The following is a 19,604-nucleotide window of genomic DNA, read 5'->3' as shown; positions in this document are numbered from 1 at the left end:
CCTTGCAAACTACGAATGACTTTGGTAAAGTTATACACAACTTATAAACGAACGGAGGGTTACGTATGTTGGATTATTCCCGATTGAGATCTTTTCGCGGCTAATGATATAGCGCTAAAGAGACCTGCACAGATGCAGGGTAATCGGGATGGGTCCGTCTTTTTTACGTAACCCATTTTTATGATATGTCTATAGAAGTACACGTTTTTTCATTTGCGGGATAACGGTGTTCTCACCTTCCTGTTTTATTTGAATGTGTATTTCGAGTAGGCATTCCAGGAACGGTGGACAGCTAAGACCCGTTCCGGTTACCCAGCACAGGCAGCTCGTTGCCTGTGCTTTTTTGTTGTAATGACGGCCTTGATGCAATGAAAAATGGAAGGGGATTGATTCCTTATGACAATAGCAAAACCAAATGATGATTATACACAAGTGATCCAAGAGATGCTGGAGATTGCCGGAAAACACGGGGTAAATTTGATTCCGGAGGGAATAGAGATGAATGAATCCGGCATGGATTTCCTTGTTGGATTCGCAGAGGAAGCAGGGACTGGAGCACGGTGGATTCTGCGTAAACCGAGACGATCGGATGTGCTGGATAGAGCAGATAACGAAGCTCGAGTCCTGAAGCTGATTCAATCCCATCTTCCGGTTGATGTACCGGATTGGCGGATTTACACGCCGGAACTCATTGCCTACCCGCTGCTAAGCGGGGAGCCTGCCGCTTCCGTCAGCATGGAAGGATATGCATGGAATATGGATCATGAGAATCCGGGCGAGGGGTTTATCCGCTCACTGGCTGAGGCGCTGGTTGCCTTGCATGGCGTCGATCACGATGCAGCCCGAGCAGCAGGTCTGCAGGTAAAGAGTCCCCAAGAGGTTCGTGATGAGACGGCGCGAAATATGGAAGACATCAAGAGCCGTCTGGGTGTTTCCGATGCGCTGTGGGAGAGGTGGCAAAAATGGCTGGAGGAGGATTCCTATTGGCCAACGCATTCTGCCCTCATCCATGGCGATCTTCACCCCCCGCATATCCTGATTGATGAGCGCGTGCAGGTGACCGGACTTTTGGATTGGACGGAGTCCGAGGTAGCAAGTCCCGCCAAAGACTTCGTGTTATACTACGCTATTTATGGCGAGCATAATCTCCGTGTCCTGTTGGACCGGTATGAACAAGCCGGAGGGAAGATATGGCCGCGCATGTTCGATCATATTGTCGAACAGCATGCCGCGTATCCCGTGCTGATCGCCCAGTTCGCTCTCCTGACAGGTCAGGAAGAGTATATGACGATGGCGCGGAATGCCTTGGGTTTGACGGAGTAAGCCTCGCAGGAGGATGCAGCAAGGGGGTATTCCCGTTTGATAAGACTGCAAAGGCACAGAATACAGCGCTGAGAAAACAAAGAGCCAACCGATGCATACATTCGGTTGGCTCTTTGCATGATATAAATTAACAGAATTCAACATTATTTTGGATGAGCTGTAGGACATATAATAAAATCATGGTGAAATAAGGAGTAGGGTTAGCGGATTTTTATTACATTCGTAACGCAATTTACATACCTGTAAACCTCTTGGCAGTGTAAATATGTTATCCTAGACATACTAAACTTACATACATCATTCATTAGGGAGGGGATTGACCGTGAATATTGAGGTACGTTTATGCCCGAAGGAACAGTCATTTATTCTGCATAACATATATCCGCTGTACTTGCATGACATTGCTGAGATATGGGGGGTCCGTCCTAACCGGTTCGGTGTATTTGAAAAAGAGGATGTGCCGACCTTAAGCGAGCAGAGCAAGCAGCTCGATGTGTGGTGGGAGCAGCCATCGGTTCTTTTTCCTTATCTGATCTCCGTAGATGGTATTGCGGCAGGGCTGGCTCTGGTGGCGACCACGCCATACATCCCATCGCCGAATATCCAGTACTACTTGAATGATTTTTTTGTGCTTCGGACTTTTCGAAGACAAGGTGTAGCCCAACGAGCGGCTGAGCTTGTGTTCGATCATTTCCAAGGTGCATGGGAGCTGCAAACGAATCCGACCGAGCGCAATATGAGTACCCAGATTTTTTGGCGAAAAACGTTGAACACGTACACGGGCGGACGATATACGGAGCATGATGGCGTCCATCCGGAGAAGGGGGATATGCTGGTCTTCCGTTTTAATAACAAATGAGATGGAGTCTCCAGCCTTTCTTTATAGGTGAAATCGGCTTGACAGCTGGATGCCGCCGGGAGTAAACTGAGTTAAATTTTCGAACATGCTAGGATGAGGACGCCAGGATCGCAAATGGAAGCTGAGCCAGAGAACTGCTGGGTGGTGCGAAGCAGTCAGCGGCGATGCATGGCCATCACCTCGGAGCAGATCCGTCGATCGTTTATAACTTGAGGCGTATCCGGGTATTCCCTGCCGTTATCATGGGGCATCATTGATGGATGATGACGAGAGTGCGTATCGGCTTGTCCGGTGCGAATCAGGGTGGTAACGCGGAGACAAGGCTCCGTCCCTACAGGGGACGGAGCTTTTTTGTGTTTCTTTGGGCTGACGGAGACGCTGAAAGGCGGCGGTTCCGTGCGATCGGTCCACCACTTGTTAGAGAGAGGGAGGCTGAATCATGTTAATGAAGTTGATGCCTCAGGACGAGGTGCTGTACCAGGAAGATTTTATTCAGGATGAGGTGTCATACAATCTGATTCATCTCCTTGCCGGGTCGCCGCAGAACTTGGGGCTGAAATCGCCGGATGGACGCATGATCTTTGCGCAGTCTCCTCGTGGGAACGCATGGTTATGGATTTCCCGGAAGGTTTCCGGAGATAGGCGGCAGCACCTGCTCCAAGCGCTGGTTAGCGAGCTTAAGGAGGTGACCCTGCCTGGGGTGACCGGGGAGCCGGATGTGGCAGTGCAGTTTGCAAGCTGTTACGCTAAGAAACGTCATGAGACCTACCGTCATCATATGACGATGGAGTCTTATCATGCCCCCGCCGTGAAGCCCCCTCACTTCGTCGAGGGCGACATCAGGCAGGCCGCTGCTGAAGATACGCAGCAGGTGGCCCAGTTTCTGGTCGGATTCTCGGAGGATGCTTATGGGGTCCGCGCGAATGCGGCAAGCCAGATCGAGACAGCGCAGCGACTCATTCAGCAGGGGGGGTTAAATTTATGGATAGCCGGCGGCAAAGCGGTCTCGATGGCCAATGTTGCACACCGGTCACCACGGCACGGTCGCATCAACGCTGTATACACGCCGAGGGCTGAACGGAAAAAAGGCTATGCCGGCGCCCTGGTTGCAGAACTCGGACTTCGCTTGCTGCAGGACGGTTTGGTGCCCATGCTGTATGCCGATCAAGCCAACCCGGTCTCCAATCGATTGTATCAACATATCGGGTTTAGCCGGTGCGGGACGATTAGCGACTTCAAGTTTGTTAACAATGAATAACGAATAATGAATCTGCTAAAGCGGCACGGCTTGGACAAAGCCGGGGAAGACGAAGGGCATCAATAAATGTTATTCTATAAAGGTAGCTAAAAAATGCATAGCCCGATTGGATAGTACATGATCCCGGAGCCAGACAATACCCACATCCGACTGGAAATCAGCGCTCGTAATGGACAGTGTCCGAATGTTGGGAATCGTAAATGAGGACATCACCGACTCGGGTAAAATGGTGGCGCCGATGCCTTCCGCTACCAATGCAACGATAATGGCAACGCTGGAGCATTCGCATATGACACGCGGTTCAAGTTCGCCGCGCTTAAATTCTTGTATTACCCGCTCATGCATCCCGATCGTCTGATCGGTTTTTAAGGACAAGAACGGATATTCCGCGAGCTCGCGCATCGAGATTTCCGAATGGGAGGATACACTTTCCCAGCTGCTTGGAAGGACCGCGACGAACGGGTCGGAGGGCAAAGGCTGAACGGCATAACGCTCAGGCCCGAAGCTGGATTCGAAAGGGAGCCGGGTCACCGCGAGCTCGATATTGCGCTTGTCGAGCTGATCCGCCAGCAGGGAGTGATCGCCTTCCCGGATCTTGAAGGTGACCTCGGGATATTGCTGCCGAAAGATATGGATGCGCTGCGGCAGGAGCGAGATACAGGAGACGACGGCACCGATGGAGAGCATGCCGCGGATTCCCGCATGGATCTCCTTTACCTCGGTTAGCGTTTCATTGAACTGGTTCAGCAGGGACGCCGCTCTGTTCTGAAGCAGCTCGCCTGCGTGGGTGAGCTGAAGCTGCTTGCCGCTGCGTTCAAACAGCAGAACCCCGAGCTCTTCCTCCATTAGTTTCAGCTGACGGCTTAATGGAGGCTGCTCCATATTGAGCTGTTTTGCTGCACGCGTGATCTGCCCTTCCTGTGCAATCGTCAGGAAATATCGCAGCTGTCGAATATCCATGTTCATACCCCCTATCCATACCTTTAAGGTATGGTATCCCTATAAATCAGATATTTTTAATATAGGGTATCCATTGATATGATTCAACTAATAACGTTCGCAAAATAAGGAGATGTGTGCACATGACTTACACGATACCCGTGGAATTAACGACGACCCCGAAGACAAAGCCGAGCCACCATAAACAGGCTTTCGGCACGGTATTTACGGACCACATGTTTATTCTCGATTATGACGCAAGTCAAGGCTGGCACGATCCGCGCGTCGTTCCGTATCAGCCGATCGAACTGGACCCTGCCGCCAAGGTATTTCACTACGGGCAGACCGTGTTTGAAGGCTTGAAGGCTTACTTGACGGAAGATGAGCGGATTCTCATGTTCCGCCCGAACAAAAATATTCAGCGGCTGAACCTGTCCAACCAGCGATTGAGCATTCCGGCATTGGACGAGGAGCTCGTTATGGAAGCGCTCAAGCAGCTCGTGCTCGTGGATCGCGACTGGATTCCTTCCGAGCCTGGCACATCGCTCTATATCCGTCCATTTGTGATCGCCACCGAGCCTGTGCTTGGCGTAGCGCCATCGCTGCAATACAAGTTCATGATTATCCTATCGGTAGTCGGTTCGTATTACGCGGAAGGCATCAATCCGGTCAGCATTTACGTGGAACCTAAATACGTGCGTGCTGTAGCCGGCGGCGTAGGCAATGCCAAGACAGCTGGCAACTATGCGGCAGGTTTGAAGGCACAGGATGAAGCAACGCTGAAGGGATACTCGCAGGTGCTGTGGCTCGATGGCGTACATCGCAAATATATCGAGGAAGTCGGCAGCATGAACGTGTTCTTCAAGCTGGGTGATACGGTCGTAACCCCGGCACTGAATGGCAGCATCCTGGATGGAGTTACCCGGAACTCCGTCATCCAGCTGCTTCAGCATTGGAACATCCCGGTAGAAGAACGGGCCATCTCCATTGATGAAATCGTGGAGGCCCATCGCAGCGGATTGTTGACCGAAGCTTTTGGCACCGGCACGGCAGCGGTCATTTCACCGATTGGCTCCCTGGAATGGCAGGATGAGCAATTGAAGATTGGTGAGGGAGCAACGGGCGAACTCTCCAAACGCGTATATGACGCCATCACGGGCATCCAGCTCGGAACGGTTAAGGATCCGTTCGGCTGGACGGTGGAGCTTGCATTATCTTAATGATCCTTTCTTTAAAGACCCTGTCTCAGGCATACTGAGGCAGGTCTTTTTTTTAGTAATAGGAAGTATACCCTTCAAGTGACTTACCCTGCCTATTTTCGCAAGAGAACATCCGGGTGAGTGCGGCCTGTGTTCTGAGAAATACGTCCATAAACGTTTTAAGTATAATAAGCGCTCATGTTACGATAAGGGTAAATTGTTGATACGTTGATGTCCGAAGGCATGGAGGTGCTTTTTTAGTGAATCGTCCGCAGAGTGTCGTTCCTGATGCTATAGATTTTACGAACGCTGCCTTTCCTTTTACAGCGTCGACCACGCACGGCATATTTGCCGGAGCCCAGCGCCTGCATTGGCATCATGCTTTGGAGCTCAATTATATTCAGAGCGGGACCGGATTTATTCTGATCAACGGGATGAAGCTCCAGTTTCAGCAGGGGGATATTATTTTCATCAACAGCAATGATCTTCACCGGGCGTATGAGACTGAGAACCTGGTGATGGATGTCATTATGTTCGAGCCTTCATTATTATCCATCGACCTCAAGTTCGATCCGGATCTGATGGCTCCATTCCGTTCGCTCGGAAACATGGAGAGGCAGTCCCCCGTGCACGATGAATTGGCTCACCTGCTGGGGCGCATGATGGAGGAGTATCAAGCCCGAGGTACCGCATATATGAGCCTGATCCGCTCGGATCTTATTCGTTTCCTGAGTTTGGCGAACCGCCATCTCTCGATTCCGGCTCAAGCGAACAGGCCGATCAAGGGCAGGGGAATGCATGCGTTAAAAGAAGTCCTGCGCACGATGGAGCTTCAGCTGGACTACAGCTGGACGCTGCAGGAGCTGTCGGACTTAACGCATCTGAGCCCTTCCCGGTTCAGCGCTCTGTTCCAGCAGGCGGTCGGCACTTCACCGCACCATTATCTGATTCAGCTGCGTTTGACGCATGCCGTGCACTTGCTAGAGACGACGGACCAGAAAATTATCGAGATTGCGGAATCCTGCGGGTTTCGGAATCTGTCTAATTTCAATCGTCTGTTCAAGCAGCATGTCGGCGCATCGCCAAGCGAAATTCGGGAGCGTGCTTATGCCGGTACTCCTATAATCCCCTCCACTTCAAAAACCAAGAAACAGTAAGATAGTATCACTCCTTGATCGTATAACAGTAGATGGATGCCAGTGGAAGCGGTATCTTAAATATATACCACCACATGACGCCGCTGTATGGCGGGTAGGAGTGAAATGCATGAGTTTGTATCTGGGTGTAGATGCCGGCGGTAGTAAGACACACGCCGTGATCTGCGATGAACAAGGGAACATTCTTGGCAAGGGAGCGTCTGGGAACGGCAATCACCAGATTCACCGTGAACATGCGGCCCGTAATATTGAGGAAGCCTGCAATGCGGCTCTTCAAGAGGCTGGAGCTGCCAAAGAAGATATCAGTTATGCTTATTTCGGCTTGGCCGGAGCAGATCGGGAAGCCGATTATGAGATCCTGCGTCCGATGATCGGGGCTCTCGGTTATCCTAAGCATGATATCGCATGCGATACCATGATCGGGATGAGGGCTGGAACGAGCCGCCCGTATGGCGCTGCATTGATCTGCGGTACGGGCTTCAACAGCGCGGCCCGAAATCGTGCGGGAGAAGAGCTGCAGTATGGAGGCTTTGGCTTCTTGTATGGAGACGGCTACGCGGGCGGTTCCGGATTTGCCACGCTGGCTTTCCGGGCAGTCATTCGGGCCTGGGATGAGCGGGGACCGGCAACCTTATTGACATCGCTCGTACTGGAGCAAATGGGATACACGTCTGTAGAACCGATGTATGAGGATGTCCTCTACGGCAAGACGAAGGTTCCGCCAAGCCTCGTGAAGACCCTGTTCCAGGCGGCTGAAGCAGGTGACGAGGTAGCCACCCGAATTCTTGAGAATGAAGGCGAAGAGCTGGCCAATGCGGTATGTACGCTGATCCGGCGGCTGGACATGACGGATGAAGCCTTTGACATTGTCTATATCGGCAGTGTGCTGAACAGGCCGAACAGCTCGATCCTGACGGATGCGATCGAGCGGATCGTTGCGGTCCGGGCACCGCATGCAACCTGTGTAAGACTGACATCCGATCCGGTTTCCGGCGCGCTTCTTTGCGCGATGGACGTTGACGGTCATGCCATTGATGCACAGGCGGAGGCCAAACTGAAAGCATTTACGTTTGAGCAGGCAACCACAGCCTGATCAATTTATCATTGGATAAGAACCTGATAAATACGGATTGATATCATACCTTGGAGGCGATTAACGTGGCAGCAGGATTAAAGATAGCGGTCATCGGGGGAGGTTCCTCCTATACCCCGGAAATTGTTGAAGGTTTCATTCGCAATTATGAGCAAATGCCGATTCGCGAACTGTGGTTTGTTGACATTGAAGAAGGCAAGCATAAGCTGGAGATTGTAGGCAATCTGGCTAAACGCATGGTGAAAGAGTCGGGCCTGCCGATCGAGGTTCATCTGACGCTGGATCGCAGACAAGCGATTGCGGGTGCCGATTTTGTGACGACCCAGATGCGTGTCGGTCTGCTCGCGGCACGTAAACAGGATGAGCATATTCCGATTAAACACGGCGTCATCGGGCAGGAGACGACGGGCCCGGGCGGCATGCTGAAGGCGCTGCGCACGGTTCCGGTGATTCTGGACATTTGCCGTGATATCGAGGAGCTGGCACCGAATGCATGGATGCTGAACTTCACGAATCCGGCGGGTATCGTCACGGAGGCGGTTGCTAAGCACAGTAAGGTGAAATCGGTCGGTCTGTGCAACTCGCCGATTAACTTTCAGAAGTTCCTGGCGGCGGAGTATGGCGTGTCGGAGAAGGACGTTCTGGCCGAGTTTGTCGGGATCAACCATCTGCACTGGGTGACGTCCGCTATCGTTAACGGGGAAGAGAAGATGCCGGAGCTGCTGGATGGCGGCAAATCGTATACGGCGAAGAACGTGCCGACCTTCGGCTGGGATGCGGATTTTATCCGCTCGCTTGGAGCGATCCCGACGTATTATCTTAAATATTTCTACATGACCGATACGATGTTTGCGGATATGAAGGCATCGCTGGAGAAGAACGGAACTCGAGCGGACGTGGTCAGCCGCGTTGAGCAGGAGCTGTTTGAGCTCTACAAGGATGAGAATTTGGCCGTGAAACCGAAGCAGCTTGAGCAGCGGGGCGGTGCTTATTACTCTGAAGCGGCAGTTAATCTGATGACGTCCATCTTCAATGACCGCCATGATATCCAGACATTGAATGTCGCAAACGGCAATATCTACGACTTCCTGCCTGCGGATGCCAGCATCGAGATCAACTGCGTAGTAACAGGCCAGGGGCCCATCCCGCTTGCACCGCAGAACGTGCCTTCCCATGTGAAAGGGCTAATGCATGCGGTGAAAGTATATGAACAATTGACGATCGAAGCGGCCATTACCGGTGATCGCGGCATTGCGCTGCAAGCGCTGGTTCACCATCCGCTGGTGCCTTCCGTAAGTGTAGCGAAGCAGCTGCTGGGTGAAATGCTGGAGGCGAACAAAAAGTACTTGCCGGCTTTTTTTAAGCCGGAGGCTGTGCTGTAAGGCGGAATGAAACCCAAACGGTGCGATTTTGATATAGAGCCATGCAAAACCCCTCTTCGAAATTGAAGAGGGTTTTATTGAAGTTATCAGAAAGTATAACTTCGAAGCTTGTGACTTCCTGATATCGCATGGAAAACTTCCTCTAACTGCGTAAATCTGTCATCTGTGAAAGTGCGTCCATAGAGGTTTTTTACAGGAGTCTTGAAATCATGAATAACATGAATTTTCGGTTTGGATCTTCATTCCTGTCACATCTCGATGCCCTCGCCCGTCATACCCGTATAAAACCGAAAGGGATGATGACGGATGCTAGAATATGACGTAGCCGTTGTAGGTGGAGGCGTAGCCGGTTTAACAGCTGCAATCTATGCGGCAAGAGCCGGGAAGCAGACGATACTCGTTGAAAAGCAGGAGCGTTTAGGTGGTCGGGCCATGACCTATAAGAAGAAGGGAGCCTACTTCAATCTGGGCGGGCATGCCTTATATCATGGAGATGCCCTTTCAACCTTTCGCGAATTAGGGCTCCAATTGCCGGGTGGCCAACCTTCGATTGACGGGTACGGGATTTGGAAAGGGAAACTAAGTCCGTTACCCATGGGCGTGAAATCCCTATTCACCACCCCTCTATTATCCTGGAAGGGCAAGATGGAGCTCGGCGCCTGGCTTGCGAAATTAGGTAAACTGGATACGCAGCTGTACGACAACATGAGTCTGCGCGAATGGATTGAGGGTAACGTGCAGGATCCGATGGTACGAAATTTATTCTATTCGCTATTGCGTACAGCGAGTTATGTGGTAGCCCCTGACCTGCAGGCTGCCGGTCCTGTACTGCAGCAGCTTAAGCATGCGCTTAAGGGAGTGTTGTATCTGGATCGGGGCTGGGGGGCCATGGTCGATGAATTAAAACAAAAGGCTCTGGAACAGGGAGTTCAAATCATAACGAAGAATAAAGTCATTTCGGTTGAGCATCACGATGGAAAGGTACGGCACGTCCTTTGCGGCGATGGCATGAAAATAGAAGCAAACCATATTATTCTTACCACACCGCCAGCTGTGGCTCATGAACTGGTGCCCCATGCAGAAGAAACCGCCCTTCATACTTGGAAGGAGCAGGCGGTCGAAGTGACAGCGGCTTGCTTGGATGTAGCTCTGCGTCGTCTTCCGGAACCGAAGCAGCAGTTTGTGTACGGCCTCGATCAAACCGTCTTTCTCTCGAATCAATCCCGAGCGGCTTACCTGAGTGATGATGGCGCACAAGTCATAACCTTGCTTAAGTATCAGGGCAAGGAGAAGGATGCAAGAAGGGATCTGCAGGAATTAGAAGAAACCTTAGACTTGGTACAGCCGGGTTGGCGCAACGAGCTCGTGGAGAAACAATACCTTCCTAACATCACGGTCTGCCACGATTTTATGCATGTGAAACGTCAGGAGAACCCGGGTCCAGCCGTCCCTGAAATCGGCGGGTTGTATGTAGCGGGAGAATGGGCAGCGCATGGCGAACTCTTGGTTGATGCTGCAACTGCAAGCGCCAAGCGGGCTGTACAGCATATACTCTCGCTTGAAAGTGAGGAAAGGACCCCGAATGAGCACAGAGTTATTGTATAAAAGCTATCGATCCGCTCTGTTCTCGTTAGCTTACCGGATGCTGGGAAGTGTGATGGATGCGGAAGATATCGTACAGGAGGCCTTCATCAGCTATAACCAATTGCCCCATCCGCAGGACATTCGCAATGAGAGAGCGTTTCTGTACAAAATCGTAACGAATCGCTGCTTGGATTTGCTGCGCTCTTCTGCCAAAAAGCGCGAGCTGTACGTCGGTCCCTGGCTGCCGGAACCCTTGATCGAGAATATGGCGTCAGAGACGGACCCTTCGCTTATCGTAGAGCAGCAAGAGTCCATTTCTACAGCATACCTGCTGCTCCTTCAGCAGCTTAACGCGGTGGAAAGAGCTGTTTTTCTTCTCCGCGAGATTTTTCATTATTCCTATGACGAAATTGCTGAAATTCTGGGAAAAAGCAGTGCCAATTGCCGTCAAATCTTCCGCCGCGCTAAGAGCAGCATTCATTTTGATCCTGATCAGAGACCCTCGATCTCGGTGGCGGAGGCGCAGATCAAGGATTTTGTGGACTCCCTCTTACGGGGGAATACGAGTAAGCTGCTGGAGCTGTTAAGCGAAAATGTCGTTCTCTACTCGGACGGTGGCGGTAAAGTCAGAGCTGCGCAAATTCCTGTGGTTGGAGTCCATAAAGTGATCCAATTGCATCTGAACCTGCTTAAAATGTATGAAGGACAATATGCGTACTCTTATCTTACCGTCAATGGTCTGCCGGGAATGCGGATCCGGTTGGATAACGGTGTCCAATTCATTTATTCTTTTGCTTTTAAGAACCATCGGATCGAAACGATTTATACCGTGGCAAATCCGGATAAACTCAGGCATATACAGTTGCCGTGATGCAAAAAAACAGGGCCGATTTAAGATCATAGGATCTTAAACCGGCCCTGCTGCATAGTAATCCGTTATACGCCGGAATAAGCCATGAAGCCGCCGTCTACGGGAATCACCGTTCCGGTGACGAACCCGGAGGTCTGATCATCCACAAGCCAGAGCAGGGTGCCGAGCAGATCCTCCGGCACGCCGAACCGTCTCATGGGGGTATGGGAGATGATTTTATGAGAGCGCTCGGTTAATGAACCGTCGCTATGGGTCAGCAGATTGCGGTTCTGCTCGGTCAGGAAAAAGCCTGGCGCGATCGCGTTCACGCGAATGCCGGATTCCGCGAGATGTACGGACAGCCACTGCGTGAAGTTGTTGATGGCCGCTTTGGCTGCACTGTAAGCCGGGACCTTGGTCATCGGGCTGGGTGCGCTCATGGACGAGATATTCAGCACGACGGCCCCGGGACGTCCCAGCATCCCTTCTGCAAAGACTTGCGTCGGTATCAGCGTGCCGATGAAGTTCAAATCGAATACGCTGCGGAAGCCAGGTACGCTTAACCCGAAAAAGGTTGTCAGATCCGGCTGCCCCACATCCTCCGGACGGAAAATTTCGTTGGTTGTATTCGCGTCTTTCCGGTTACCGCCGGCTCCGTTAATGAGGATATCGCAAGGTCCGAAAGACTCGCGCACAGCCTTTTCCGCTTGCCGGACGCTTTCCACATCCGTTACATCGCAGGAAACGGCAATCGCTGTACCGCCGGCTGCCGTAATTTCATCCGCCACCTGCTGCCCTTTCTCGGCCGTACGATTCAGGACGGCGACCTTGGCACCTTGCCGGCCCAGCTCCAAAGCCATTGCCCGGCACAGCACCCCGGAGCCGCCCGTAATAACAACCGTCTTCCCGTTTAATGACGGATGAATGGGAAGGGATGACGTCACTTGTGGCGTGGATTCATGAGAAACTCCGCTTGGTCCGGGTTCAGATGTACCCGTTGCATGGATATTTACCTCACTCATTGAACAGCCTCCTTCAGCTGAGCTGCGCGTCCCGCACGCTCCCGGCTGTAAGCGTCCCACAGCCCCCAGAGATACATAATGCCGAGGGCGCGGTCATACAGACCGTAACCCGGACGGCACTGCTCACCCCAGATATGCCGCCCGTGATCGGGTCTTACATATCCGGTGAAACCGTTGTCATGATAGGCTTGCACAATGCCGGAAATATCAACGGTACCGTCCTCGGTACGGTGGGACGTTTCAATGAAGTCGCCGTTATCAAAGACGCGTACATTCCGGATGTGCGCAAATGGAATCCGGTCATGGAACTCATGGATCATGGAGACGATGTCATTATCCGGATTGGCGCCAAGCGAACCGCTGCACAGGGTCAAGCTGTTCGCCGGACTATCGTATAGCTTGAGGAATCTCCGCAGATTCTCCTGGCTGGTAATGACCCGTGGCAGACCGAAGATCGGCCAAGGCGGATCATCCGGGTGAATAGCCATTCGGATGCCGTTCTTCTCGGCAGCCGGGATGACGGCGCTTAAGAAATATTCGAGGTTGCGCCACAGATCGTCCTCGGTAACGCCGCGGTATGCTTCGAACAGGGAGGTCAGATGCGCCAAGCGCTCCGGTTCCCAGCCTGGCATCGTAAGCGTGCTGTTTCGGTTGATCGTCTGTACCAGCTCCATCGGATCAATGCCGTGGATCTTGGCCTTCTCAAAGAAGAGAGCCGTCGATCCATCGGCAGTCTGCTTATGGAGATCGGTTCTAGCCCAGTCAAACACCGGCATGAAATTGTAGCAGATGACCTTGACGCCGACCTGGCCCAATTTCTCAATCGTCCGGATGTAGTTGGCTATGTACTGATCCCGCGAGGGCAGCCCAAGCTTGATATCCTCATGCACATTGACGCTTTCGACGACGTCAATATGAAGGCCGTACGCTTTTGCCTGGTCCGCGATTTCTTCAATTCGCTCCATCGGCCATTCCTCGCCGACAGGAATATCGTGAAGTGCCCATACGATGCCCTCCACGCCGGGGATTTGTCTAATCTGATCCAGCGAGACCGTATCGTTGCCCTCGCCAAACCACCTGAATACCATGCGCATTTCTTCACCGCCTTTACAAGTTTAAGGAGTTAACGCAAAGCTGCTGGGAATTTTGCAAGTTACGAGTGCACCGCCAAGATGGAAGCCTGCGAACGGCTAAGTCTATCCGCCTGGATTGCTTTATTTAAAATAATCGGGATGCTTCTCTTTCAGCACGGCCAGATTGGAGATGATCAGGCTGAGATGCGCCTGCATTTCCCGTTCGGCATGATCGGCGTCATGACGTGAAATCGCGTCCGCGATCTCCCGATGCTGCTCGTACAGGTTGGTCCAATTCGGATCGGCGGACAACCATAACATCCGGCTCCGGTTCAGATGAGCGTTCATCTGCTGCAGCACGTTCCATGTGCCGACCTTACGGCAGCCTTCGAACAAAATACGATGAAAGGCCTCATCCAGATCAAACATATGCTTGCCGTCATGCTTCTCGATGCTCTCGCGCTGCTCGGACAGATTGTGCTCCAGCTCGGCGAATTTATCCTCGGGAAAGCTTTCGCAGGCAAGCCGGACCACGGCTTTCTCCAGCTGCTCGCGCATGAAGCGCGCTTCCTCGACCAACTCCGAATCGATGAGCGAGACACGCGTGCCGCGCTGGGGAAGCACCACAACAAGATCCTCCTGGGCCAAACGGACAAAGCTTTCCCGTACCGGCGTCCGGCTGACCTCGAAGGATAGGGAAACCTCCTTCTCGGATAGAGCCGTTCCCGGCGGCAGCTCCAGACTGACAATTTGCTGCTTAAGCTTGGAGTACACGATATTTCCGGCCGATCCTGGCTGTAATCGCAAAGATTCTACCACTGCATCACCTCCTAATGTATTCCATACTACCATACTTGTATGGTAGTATGGAACTGAAAATCGAAATAAGAATCGGAGGGCGATCACATGAGCCGTTTGGACACGGAAAACCTGCTCCTAAACAGCAACAGCGCAAAGAAACTCTTTTATGATTATGCGGAAGGGATGCCGATATTCGATTACCACAACCATTTAAACCCGAAGGATATCGCGATCAACCGGCAGTTCGACAACCTGACGGAGCTTTGGCTGGAGGGGGATCACTACAAGTGGAGGGCGATGCGCTGGCTTGGCGTCGACGAAGAGCTGATTACAGGCGGTGCCAGCGCCGAAGCCAAGTTCATGGCCTGGGCGGAATGCGTTCCGCGCTTGGTGGGCAATCCGCTCTATCATTGGACCCATCTGGAGTTGACCCGTTATTTCGGGATTCAAGAGCGGTTGACCGCTGATAATGCTAAGGAGATCTGGGAAGCTTGCAATGAGCAGCTGAAGGCTCCTGCCTTGCGGGCAGGCGGAATTCTGGAGAAATTCAAGGTCAAAGTGGCCTGCACGACAGATGATCCCGTTGATTCGCTGGAGTATCATCGGGCCATTCGGGATCATGGGGAATTGTCGACCATCGTTGCCCCTGCATTCCGGCCGGATCGGGTGCTGGATGTCACGAACCCGGATTTCACCACCTATGCACAGAACCTGGGAACAACGGCCGGTATAGCCGTGGATACCTATCAGGGATTGCTGGATGCCCTGCAGGAGCGGATTCAATATTTCCATGATCATGGCTGTCGCCTGTCGGATCACGGCTTTGGCGCGTTTCCTTTCGAACAAGCCGATGAACAAGAGGTTGCGGACATTTACGGCAAAGCGATCAGTGGGGGCAGCCTCACACCGCTTGAGGATCGGAAATATCGCACCTATACCCTGCTCAAGCTCGGAGAAATGTATCACGCCAAGGGCTGGACCATGCAACTGCACATTGGGGCGATCCGGAACAATAATGCGCGCATGTTCTCGAAGATCGGCAAGGACAGCGGGTATGACTCGATTCTCGATTTCCATCTGGCGGAAAGCCTGAACGGTTTTCTAAGCAGGCTCGACAGGAACGATCAGCTGCCGAAAACCATTGTGTACAGCCTGTATTCCTCGCATTACGAAATGATCGCTACCACGATCGGGAATTTCCAGTCGGCTGGCGTCGAGGGCAAGCTTCAGCTCGGTTCCGCTTGGTGGTTCCACGATCAAAAGGAAGGGATGCTGAAGCAGCTCACCGCGTTGTCTTCCATGGGGCTGATTAGCACCTTTGTCGGCATGCTGACCGATTCCAGGAGTTTTATGTCGTTCCCGAGGCATGAATATTTCCGCAGAGTGCTGTGCCGCCTGTTCGGGGACTGGATCAAGGAAGGGGAATTGCCCGCCGATTATGAATATATCGGTGCCATTATCCAGGACATTTGCTACCACAATGCCGAGCGCTATTTTCAAATCCATTGACAATTGCATGCGGAGCATGAACAATAGACTTACTATATGAAAGCGTTTGCTGATGGTCAGATAGAAGATATGTGACAGCAGATGTGTTTGAACAGGCGAGGGGGACATACCGTGCAAAGGAACCGGGCGATATTAGTGGATGACGAGGTGTTTACGCGCAAAGGGCTCCTGAAGCTGATTGATTGGGAAGCCTGCGGCTTTCAAATTGTAGATGAGGCGGATAACGGGGAAGATGCGCTGGAACTGATTGAACGGCTTCAACCGGATGTGGTCATCACCGATATCCGCATGCCGGTGCTGGATGGACTCGAGCTGATCAGGCATGTCGTCACGAAGGACATCGTCAAGCCGTATTTCATTATTGTAAGCGGATACGATGATTTCAATTATGCCCAGCAGGCCGTCCGCTATGGCGTGCATGATTTCATTCTGAAACCGATTGATGAGACGGAATTCAGCCATGCGCTGGTTCGGCTCAGCGAGCGGCTAAAATCAGACCGCGAGGCTCGCTTGAGAGAAGAGAGGCTGTTGTCCGGGGCCCTGATGGAATCACTCATTATAGGAGAAGCCGATGAGGCGCTGCTGCAGGAATGGGAGCAACGCCTCGAGCTTCAGCCGGAGAGTCGCCTGTTCTACGTCTTTGTCGAACGGAATGACTACCAGCAGGCTTCGGCGGCGAACGGCAATGACGATGGCAGAGCAGAATTCAAGGACAGGGTGGAGGCGGCTCTCCTTGCGATCTCGAATGGAGAACAGCCCTTCTACCTGCATGAGCACCGCAATCGAATCGGCATTATCGTTCCGGGCAGCATCCTGCACTCGTTCCAGGGGTGTCAGCGGGGATTTGCCAGACGCCTTCAGCAATCGCTTGCCGATTCGGGCCACGAACGAATCTTTGTTTATTTTGGTCAACCGGTGTTGCAGCTGTCCCGCATTCAGGAGGCATACGAAACGGCCAAAGAATCACTCCTGTACAAATATATCTATGATGAGAGCGGCATTGTGATCCATGAGGAGGCCTCCCAGCACGGCCTTAACTACATCGGGCTGGAAGAGGGGCTTTACGAGCAGTTTCTGGAGCAGATCGAGGAGCTGCATTTCGAGAAGTTGGAAGTGACGATTCGCCTGCTGTTCGAATCCTTCCGGGAGAAGTTGTATGCTCCCGAAGCGGTGAAGACGGCAATCAACCAATGCGTGCTGGGCGTGGTCCGGGTGCTCGGCAGCATGGACGGGGATCAGAGCCGGCTATCCAGTTTGGAGCCGATGACCGAATGGCATGACTGCAACTTGTCGCTTCAGGGGCTGAAGCGGTTGTTCACGGAATTCGCCATTGAGAGCGCGAACTATATCGCGCACCTTCGCAAGGAGCAGCACAAGGGCGGAATCCAGAAGATCCGGGCTTATATCGAGGCCCATTATCATGAGAATATCAGCCTGAAGGGCATCGCAGGGAAGTTCTATATGAACCCGGTGTATTTGGGACAGCTTTTCAAAAAGGCGTATGGCATTTACTTTAATGACTTCCTGCTGCAGCTGCGCGTGAACGAAGCGAAGCGATTGCTGCGCCAGACGGATCTGCGCATCTATGAGGTGGCGGAACGGGTCGGCTTCAGCAACCCGGACTATTTCGTCACGCAATTCGAGAAGCTGGAGCGAATGACGCCAAGCGAGTACCGGAGCCGCTTGATGAAGGAGGACGCGTCCCAAGGGGCGAATCGATGAAGCCAAGCTTGAATAATGTCCGTCTGCGGGACAAGATGCTGCTGATGTATTTCCTGGCCGTATTTTTGCCAATCCTGGTCACCAACCTCATCTTCTACAACGTGACATCCGGCAGCGTGAGGGAGCAGCGGATCCAGGATATAACGGTGGCGCTTGAGCAGATGAAGAATGAGTTCCGTCGTGAAGTCGAGGACGCGCTGGAGATCTCCTCCGTCTTCTACACGGACATTCAGTTGAACGAGATTATGGAGACGGTGTACGATCATCCGGCCGATTATATCGAGGCTTATGATACCTATCTCCGCCGCATTTTGAATTCGGGCAGCGCCGTGTACAATTCGGTCAGCGAGATTACGGTGTATGTGGACAATCCGACCCTGCTGTATTCCGGCGGCATTAATTATATTAGCGACCAGGTGAAGGAAGAGGCCTGGTACAAGGCAATTGCGGGCAAAAACGTAACCCAGCCGATTGTGATGCGTACGGGCAAGAATGGCCAATTGGACAGCTTCAGCATCATCCGAAGCATGAATTATTTCAGTTCCCAGGATGATCATACCAAGTATCTCAAGATTGATATGCGGATGCCCTCGATTCGGCAGATCATGAGTAATCTGAATGTGCAGGGCAAAGTGTACCTGCTGAGCGGTGCCGGAAATATCGAATACACCACGGATCCGAAGGTTGATATTATGCAGGGTTCCGTGCCGTACAGCAGCATCGTGCATGGCGACAGGTTTCTGGAGTTTCACACCGATACGTTCACGACCAACAATCTAAACACCTGGACGATCATGGCGGTGACGCCAGAGGATGTGGTGCTGCGCGACGTGCATCAGTCCTTGCGATTCGTCATTGTGCTGACCTGCCTGAACTTTCTGCTTCCGACCTTGGTGATTGTCTGGATAAGCCGTTCCCTGAACGTGCGTCTGATACGGATACTCAAGCATATGAAGAAGGTCAAGAACCAGAATTACGACACGATCCAAGAGGCTGAGGCATATGACGAGATCGGTCAGCTGACGGGTGAATTCAACCGGATGACCCTGCAGCTTAAGAGCTTGATCAATGACGTGTACGTGGCGGATATCCAGAAGAAGAATTTGGAGCTTCAGCGGCGGCATGCGCAATTGAACGCTCTGCAGAGCCAGATTAATCCGCACTTTCTCTTTAACGCCTTGGAGACCATCCGCATGCGCAGTCTGATGAAGGATGAGGATGAGACGGCAAAAATCATTCATAATATGGCTAAGATCTTCCGCAATTCCCTAGTTTGGAAAAAAGACATGGTGACACTCAAGGAAGAGGTGGAGTTTATTCACTGTTTCCTTGAAATCCAGAAATACCGGTTTGGCGACAAAATCGATTACTCGGTTCACGCCCCTGCAGAGGAAGGACATTTGCAAATACCGAAGATGGCCATCGTTACTTTTGTGGAGAATGCCAGCATTCATGGCATTGAGCCGCTCAAGCACGGGGGTCGCATTGAAGTTCAGGTTGTGCGCGAGGGCCAAAGCCTTATCTGCAGCATTCAGGATAACGGGGCAGGCATGTCCGCTGAGCAGGTGGAACGCATCTACCGCTACCTGGATACCGAGGATGAGATGGGCGAGCGGATCGGCATTCAGAACGTGATTTACCGGCTGAAGCTGTATTACGGAAGCCGGTTCCAGTTTGAAATCGACAGCTCGCCTGGACAAGGCACCCGGATAAGACTGTCCATCCCCATCGAAACCTAACAGGGCAAATCCTGCTTGGCACTCCGGTTCGGAGTGACTACAGCAGGATTTGTTCGTTAATCAGGAGGAGAGGTGCGGCGAAGGCCGCAGAGCT

At 52.3% G+C, this 19,604-nt stretch carries 16 protein-coding genes; 12 read left to right on the top strand and 4 right to left on the bottom strand.

The window, feature by feature from the left end; translation table 11 throughout:
* Positions 1 to 396: 396 nt before the first annotated feature.
* The 3 genes from mphI to BJP58_RS18485 all read left to right on the top strand — a co-directional run bounded on the left by mphI (position 397) and on the right by BJP58_RS18485 (position 3,440).
* On the top strand, positions 397 to 1,323 hold the full coding sequence (gene mphI, locus BJP58_RS18495; RefSeq protein WP_194540082.1) for a macrolide 2'-phosphotransferase MphI: 927 nt from the start codon (positions 397 to 399) through the stop codon (positions 1,321 to 1,323).
* Positions 1,324 to 1,645: 322 nt separating this feature from the next.
* Complete coding sequence (locus BJP58_RS18490) at positions 1,646 to 2,182, top strand: GNAT family N-acetyltransferase (protein WP_071218703.1); 537 nt, start codon at positions 1,646 to 1,648, stop codon at positions 2,180 to 2,182.
* A gap of 439 nt (positions 2,183 to 2,621) precedes the next feature.
* A complete protein-coding gene (locus BJP58_RS18485; protein WP_194540081.1) occupies positions 2,622 to 3,440 on the top strand; it encodes a GNAT family N-acetyltransferase in 819 nt (272 codons plus the stop codon).
* A gap of 69 nt (positions 3,441 to 3,509) precedes the next feature.
* On the opposite strand, the gene BJP58_RS18480 is transcribed toward BJP58_RS18485, so the two are convergent.
* Complete coding sequence (locus tag BJP58_RS18480) at positions 3,510 to 4,400, bottom strand: LysR family transcriptional regulator (RefSeq protein ID WP_113057843.1); 891 nt, start codon at positions 4,398 to 4,400, stop codon at positions 3,510 to 3,512.
* Positions 4,401 to 4,522: 122 nt separating this feature from the next.
* Between BJP58_RS18480 and BJP58_RS18475 the strand changes: the two genes are divergently transcribed.
* The 6 genes from BJP58_RS18475 to BJP58_RS18450 all read left to right on the top strand — a co-directional run bounded on the left by BJP58_RS18475 (position 4,523) and on the right by BJP58_RS18450 (position 11,665).
* A complete protein-coding gene (locus tag BJP58_RS18475; protein ID WP_194540080.1) occupies positions 4,523 to 5,599 on the top strand; it encodes a branched-chain amino acid aminotransferase in 1,077 nt (358 codons plus the stop codon).
* Between the two features lie 239 nt (positions 5,600 to 5,838).
* The gene (locus tag BJP58_RS18470) at positions 5,839 to 6,735 is read left to right on the top strand and encodes a helix-turn-helix domain-containing protein (RefSeq protein WP_194540079.1); all 897 of its coding nucleotides are present in this window, start codon (positions 5,839 to 5,841) and stop codon (positions 6,733 to 6,735) included.
* Between the two features lie 109 nt (positions 6,736 to 6,844).
* Positions 6,845 to 7,828, top strand: a complete 984-nt coding sequence (locus BJP58_RS18465) for an N-acetylglucosamine kinase (protein ID WP_194540078.1) — start codon at positions 6,845 to 6,847, stop codon at positions 7,826 to 7,828.
* Positions 7,829 to 7,893: 65 nt separating this feature from the next.
* The gene (locus BJP58_RS18460) at positions 7,894 to 9,210 is read left to right on the top strand and encodes a 6-phospho-beta-glucosidase (RefSeq protein ID WP_194540077.1); all 1,317 of its coding nucleotides are present in this window, start codon (positions 7,894 to 7,896) and stop codon (positions 9,208 to 9,210) included.
* Positions 9,211 to 9,516: 306 nt separating this feature from the next.
* Entirely contained in the window at positions 9,517 to 10,815 is a 1,299-nt protein-coding gene (locus BJP58_RS18455) for a phytoene desaturase family protein (RefSeq protein ID WP_194540076.1), read from the top strand.
* On the top strand, positions 10,793 to 11,665 hold the full coding sequence (locus tag BJP58_RS18450; protein ID WP_194540075.1) for an RNA polymerase sigma-70 factor: 873 nt from the start codon (positions 10,793 to 10,795) through the stop codon (positions 11,663 to 11,665). Before BJP58_RS18455 ends, BJP58_RS18450 begins: the two co-directional genes overlap by 23 nt.
* Positions 11,666 to 11,730: 65 nt before the next feature.
* Here BJP58_RS18450 and BJP58_RS18445 read toward each other — a convergent pair whose 3' ends face one another.
* The 3 genes from BJP58_RS18445 to BJP58_RS18435 all read right to left on the bottom strand — a co-directional run bounded on the left by BJP58_RS18445 (position 11,731) and on the right by BJP58_RS18435 (position 14,558).
* The gene (locus tag BJP58_RS18445) at positions 11,731 to 12,666 is read right to left on the bottom strand and encodes an SDR family oxidoreductase (protein ID WP_233354685.1); all 936 of its coding nucleotides are present in this window, start codon (positions 12,664 to 12,666) and stop codon (positions 11,731 to 11,733) included.
* Complete coding sequence (gene uxuA, locus BJP58_RS18440) at positions 12,663 to 13,760, bottom strand: mannonate dehydratase (RefSeq protein ID WP_194540074.1); 1,098 nt, start codon at positions 13,758 to 13,760, stop codon at positions 12,663 to 12,665. Before uxuA ends, BJP58_RS18445 begins: the two co-directional genes overlap by 4 nt.
* A gap of 120 nt (positions 13,761 to 13,880) precedes the next feature.
* Complete coding sequence (locus BJP58_RS18435; protein ID WP_194540073.1) at positions 13,881 to 14,558, bottom strand: GntR family transcriptional regulator; 678 nt, start codon at positions 14,556 to 14,558, stop codon at positions 13,881 to 13,883.
* 87 nt (positions 14,559 to 14,645) lie between these two features.
* On the opposite strand from BJP58_RS18435, the gene uxaC reads away from it, so the two are divergent.
* The 3 genes from uxaC (at position 14,646) to BJP58_RS18420 (ending at position 19,510) form a co-directional block, all read left to right on the top strand.
* Positions 14,646 to 16,049: a glucuronate isomerase gene (uxaC, locus tag BJP58_RS18430; RefSeq protein WP_194540072.1), complete on the top strand. Its 1,404-nt coding sequence runs from the start codon at positions 14,646 to 14,648 to the stop codon at positions 16,047 to 16,049.
* Between the two features lie 111 nt (positions 16,050 to 16,160).
* Complete coding sequence (locus BJP58_RS18425) at positions 16,161 to 17,771, top strand: response regulator transcription factor (RefSeq protein WP_194540071.1); 1,611 nt, start codon at positions 16,161 to 16,163, stop codon at positions 17,769 to 17,771.
* Positions 17,768 to 19,510: a sensor histidine kinase gene (locus BJP58_RS18420; RefSeq protein ID WP_194540070.1), complete on the top strand. Its 1,743-nt coding sequence runs from the start codon at positions 17,768 to 17,770 to the stop codon at positions 19,508 to 19,510. The genes BJP58_RS18425 and BJP58_RS18420 overlap by 4 nt, the downstream gene beginning before the upstream one ends.
* The last annotated feature ends 94 nt before the right edge of the window (positions 19,511 to 19,604 follow it).

The organism is Paenibacillus sp. JZ16, assembly GCF_015326965.1.
In the GTDB taxonomy this organism is placed as follows: Bacteria; Bacillota; Bacilli; order Paenibacillales; family Paenibacillaceae; genus Paenibacillus_AQ.
The sequence above is the reverse complement of the archived record's forward strand: the minus strand, read 5'-3'. Positions and strand labels throughout refer to the sequence as shown.

Bases quoted from the DNA above. Each gene is read 5' to 3' on its own strand.
- BJP58_RS18480 (WP_113057843.1), bottom strand. From the start codon at position 4,400: ATGGATATTCGACAGCTGCGATATTTCCTGACGATTGCACAGGAAGGG.
- BJP58_RS18485 (WP_194540081.1), top strand. From the start codon at position 2,622: ATGTTAATGAAGTTGATGCCTCAGGACGAGGTGCTGTACCAGGAAGAT.
- BJP58_RS18455 (WP_194540076.1), top strand. From the start codon at position 9,517: ATGCTAGAATATGACGTAGCCGTTGTAGGTGGAGGCGTAGCCGGTTTA.
- BJP58_RS18450 (WP_194540075.1), top strand. From the start codon at position 10,793: ATGAGCACAGAGTTATTGTATAAAAGCTATCGATCCGCTCTGTTCTCG.
- BJP58_RS18465 (WP_194540078.1), top strand. From the start codon at position 6,845: ATGAGTTTGTATCTGGGTGTAGATGCCGGCGGTAGTAAGACACACGCC.
- BJP58_RS18445 (WP_233354685.1), bottom strand. From the start codon at position 12,666: ATGAGTGAGGTAAATATCCATGCAACGGGTACATCTGAACCCGGACCA.
- uxuA (WP_194540074.1), bottom strand. From the start codon at position 13,760: ATGCGCATGGTATTCAGGTGGTTTGGCGAGGGCAACGATACGGTCTCG.
- BJP58_RS18420 (WP_194540070.1), top strand. From the start codon at position 17,768: ATGAAGCCAAGCTTGAATAATGTCCGTCTGCGGGACAAGATGCTGCTG.
- uxaC (WP_194540072.1), top strand. From the start codon at position 14,646: ATGAGCCGTTTGGACACGGAAAACCTGCTCCTAAACAGCAACAGCGCA.
- mphI (WP_194540082.1), top strand. From the start codon at position 397: ATGACAATAGCAAAACCAAATGATGATTATACACAAGTGATCCAAGAG.
- BJP58_RS18475 (WP_194540080.1), top strand. From the start codon at position 4,523: ATGACTTACACGATACCCGTGGAATTAACGACGACCCCGAAGACAAAG.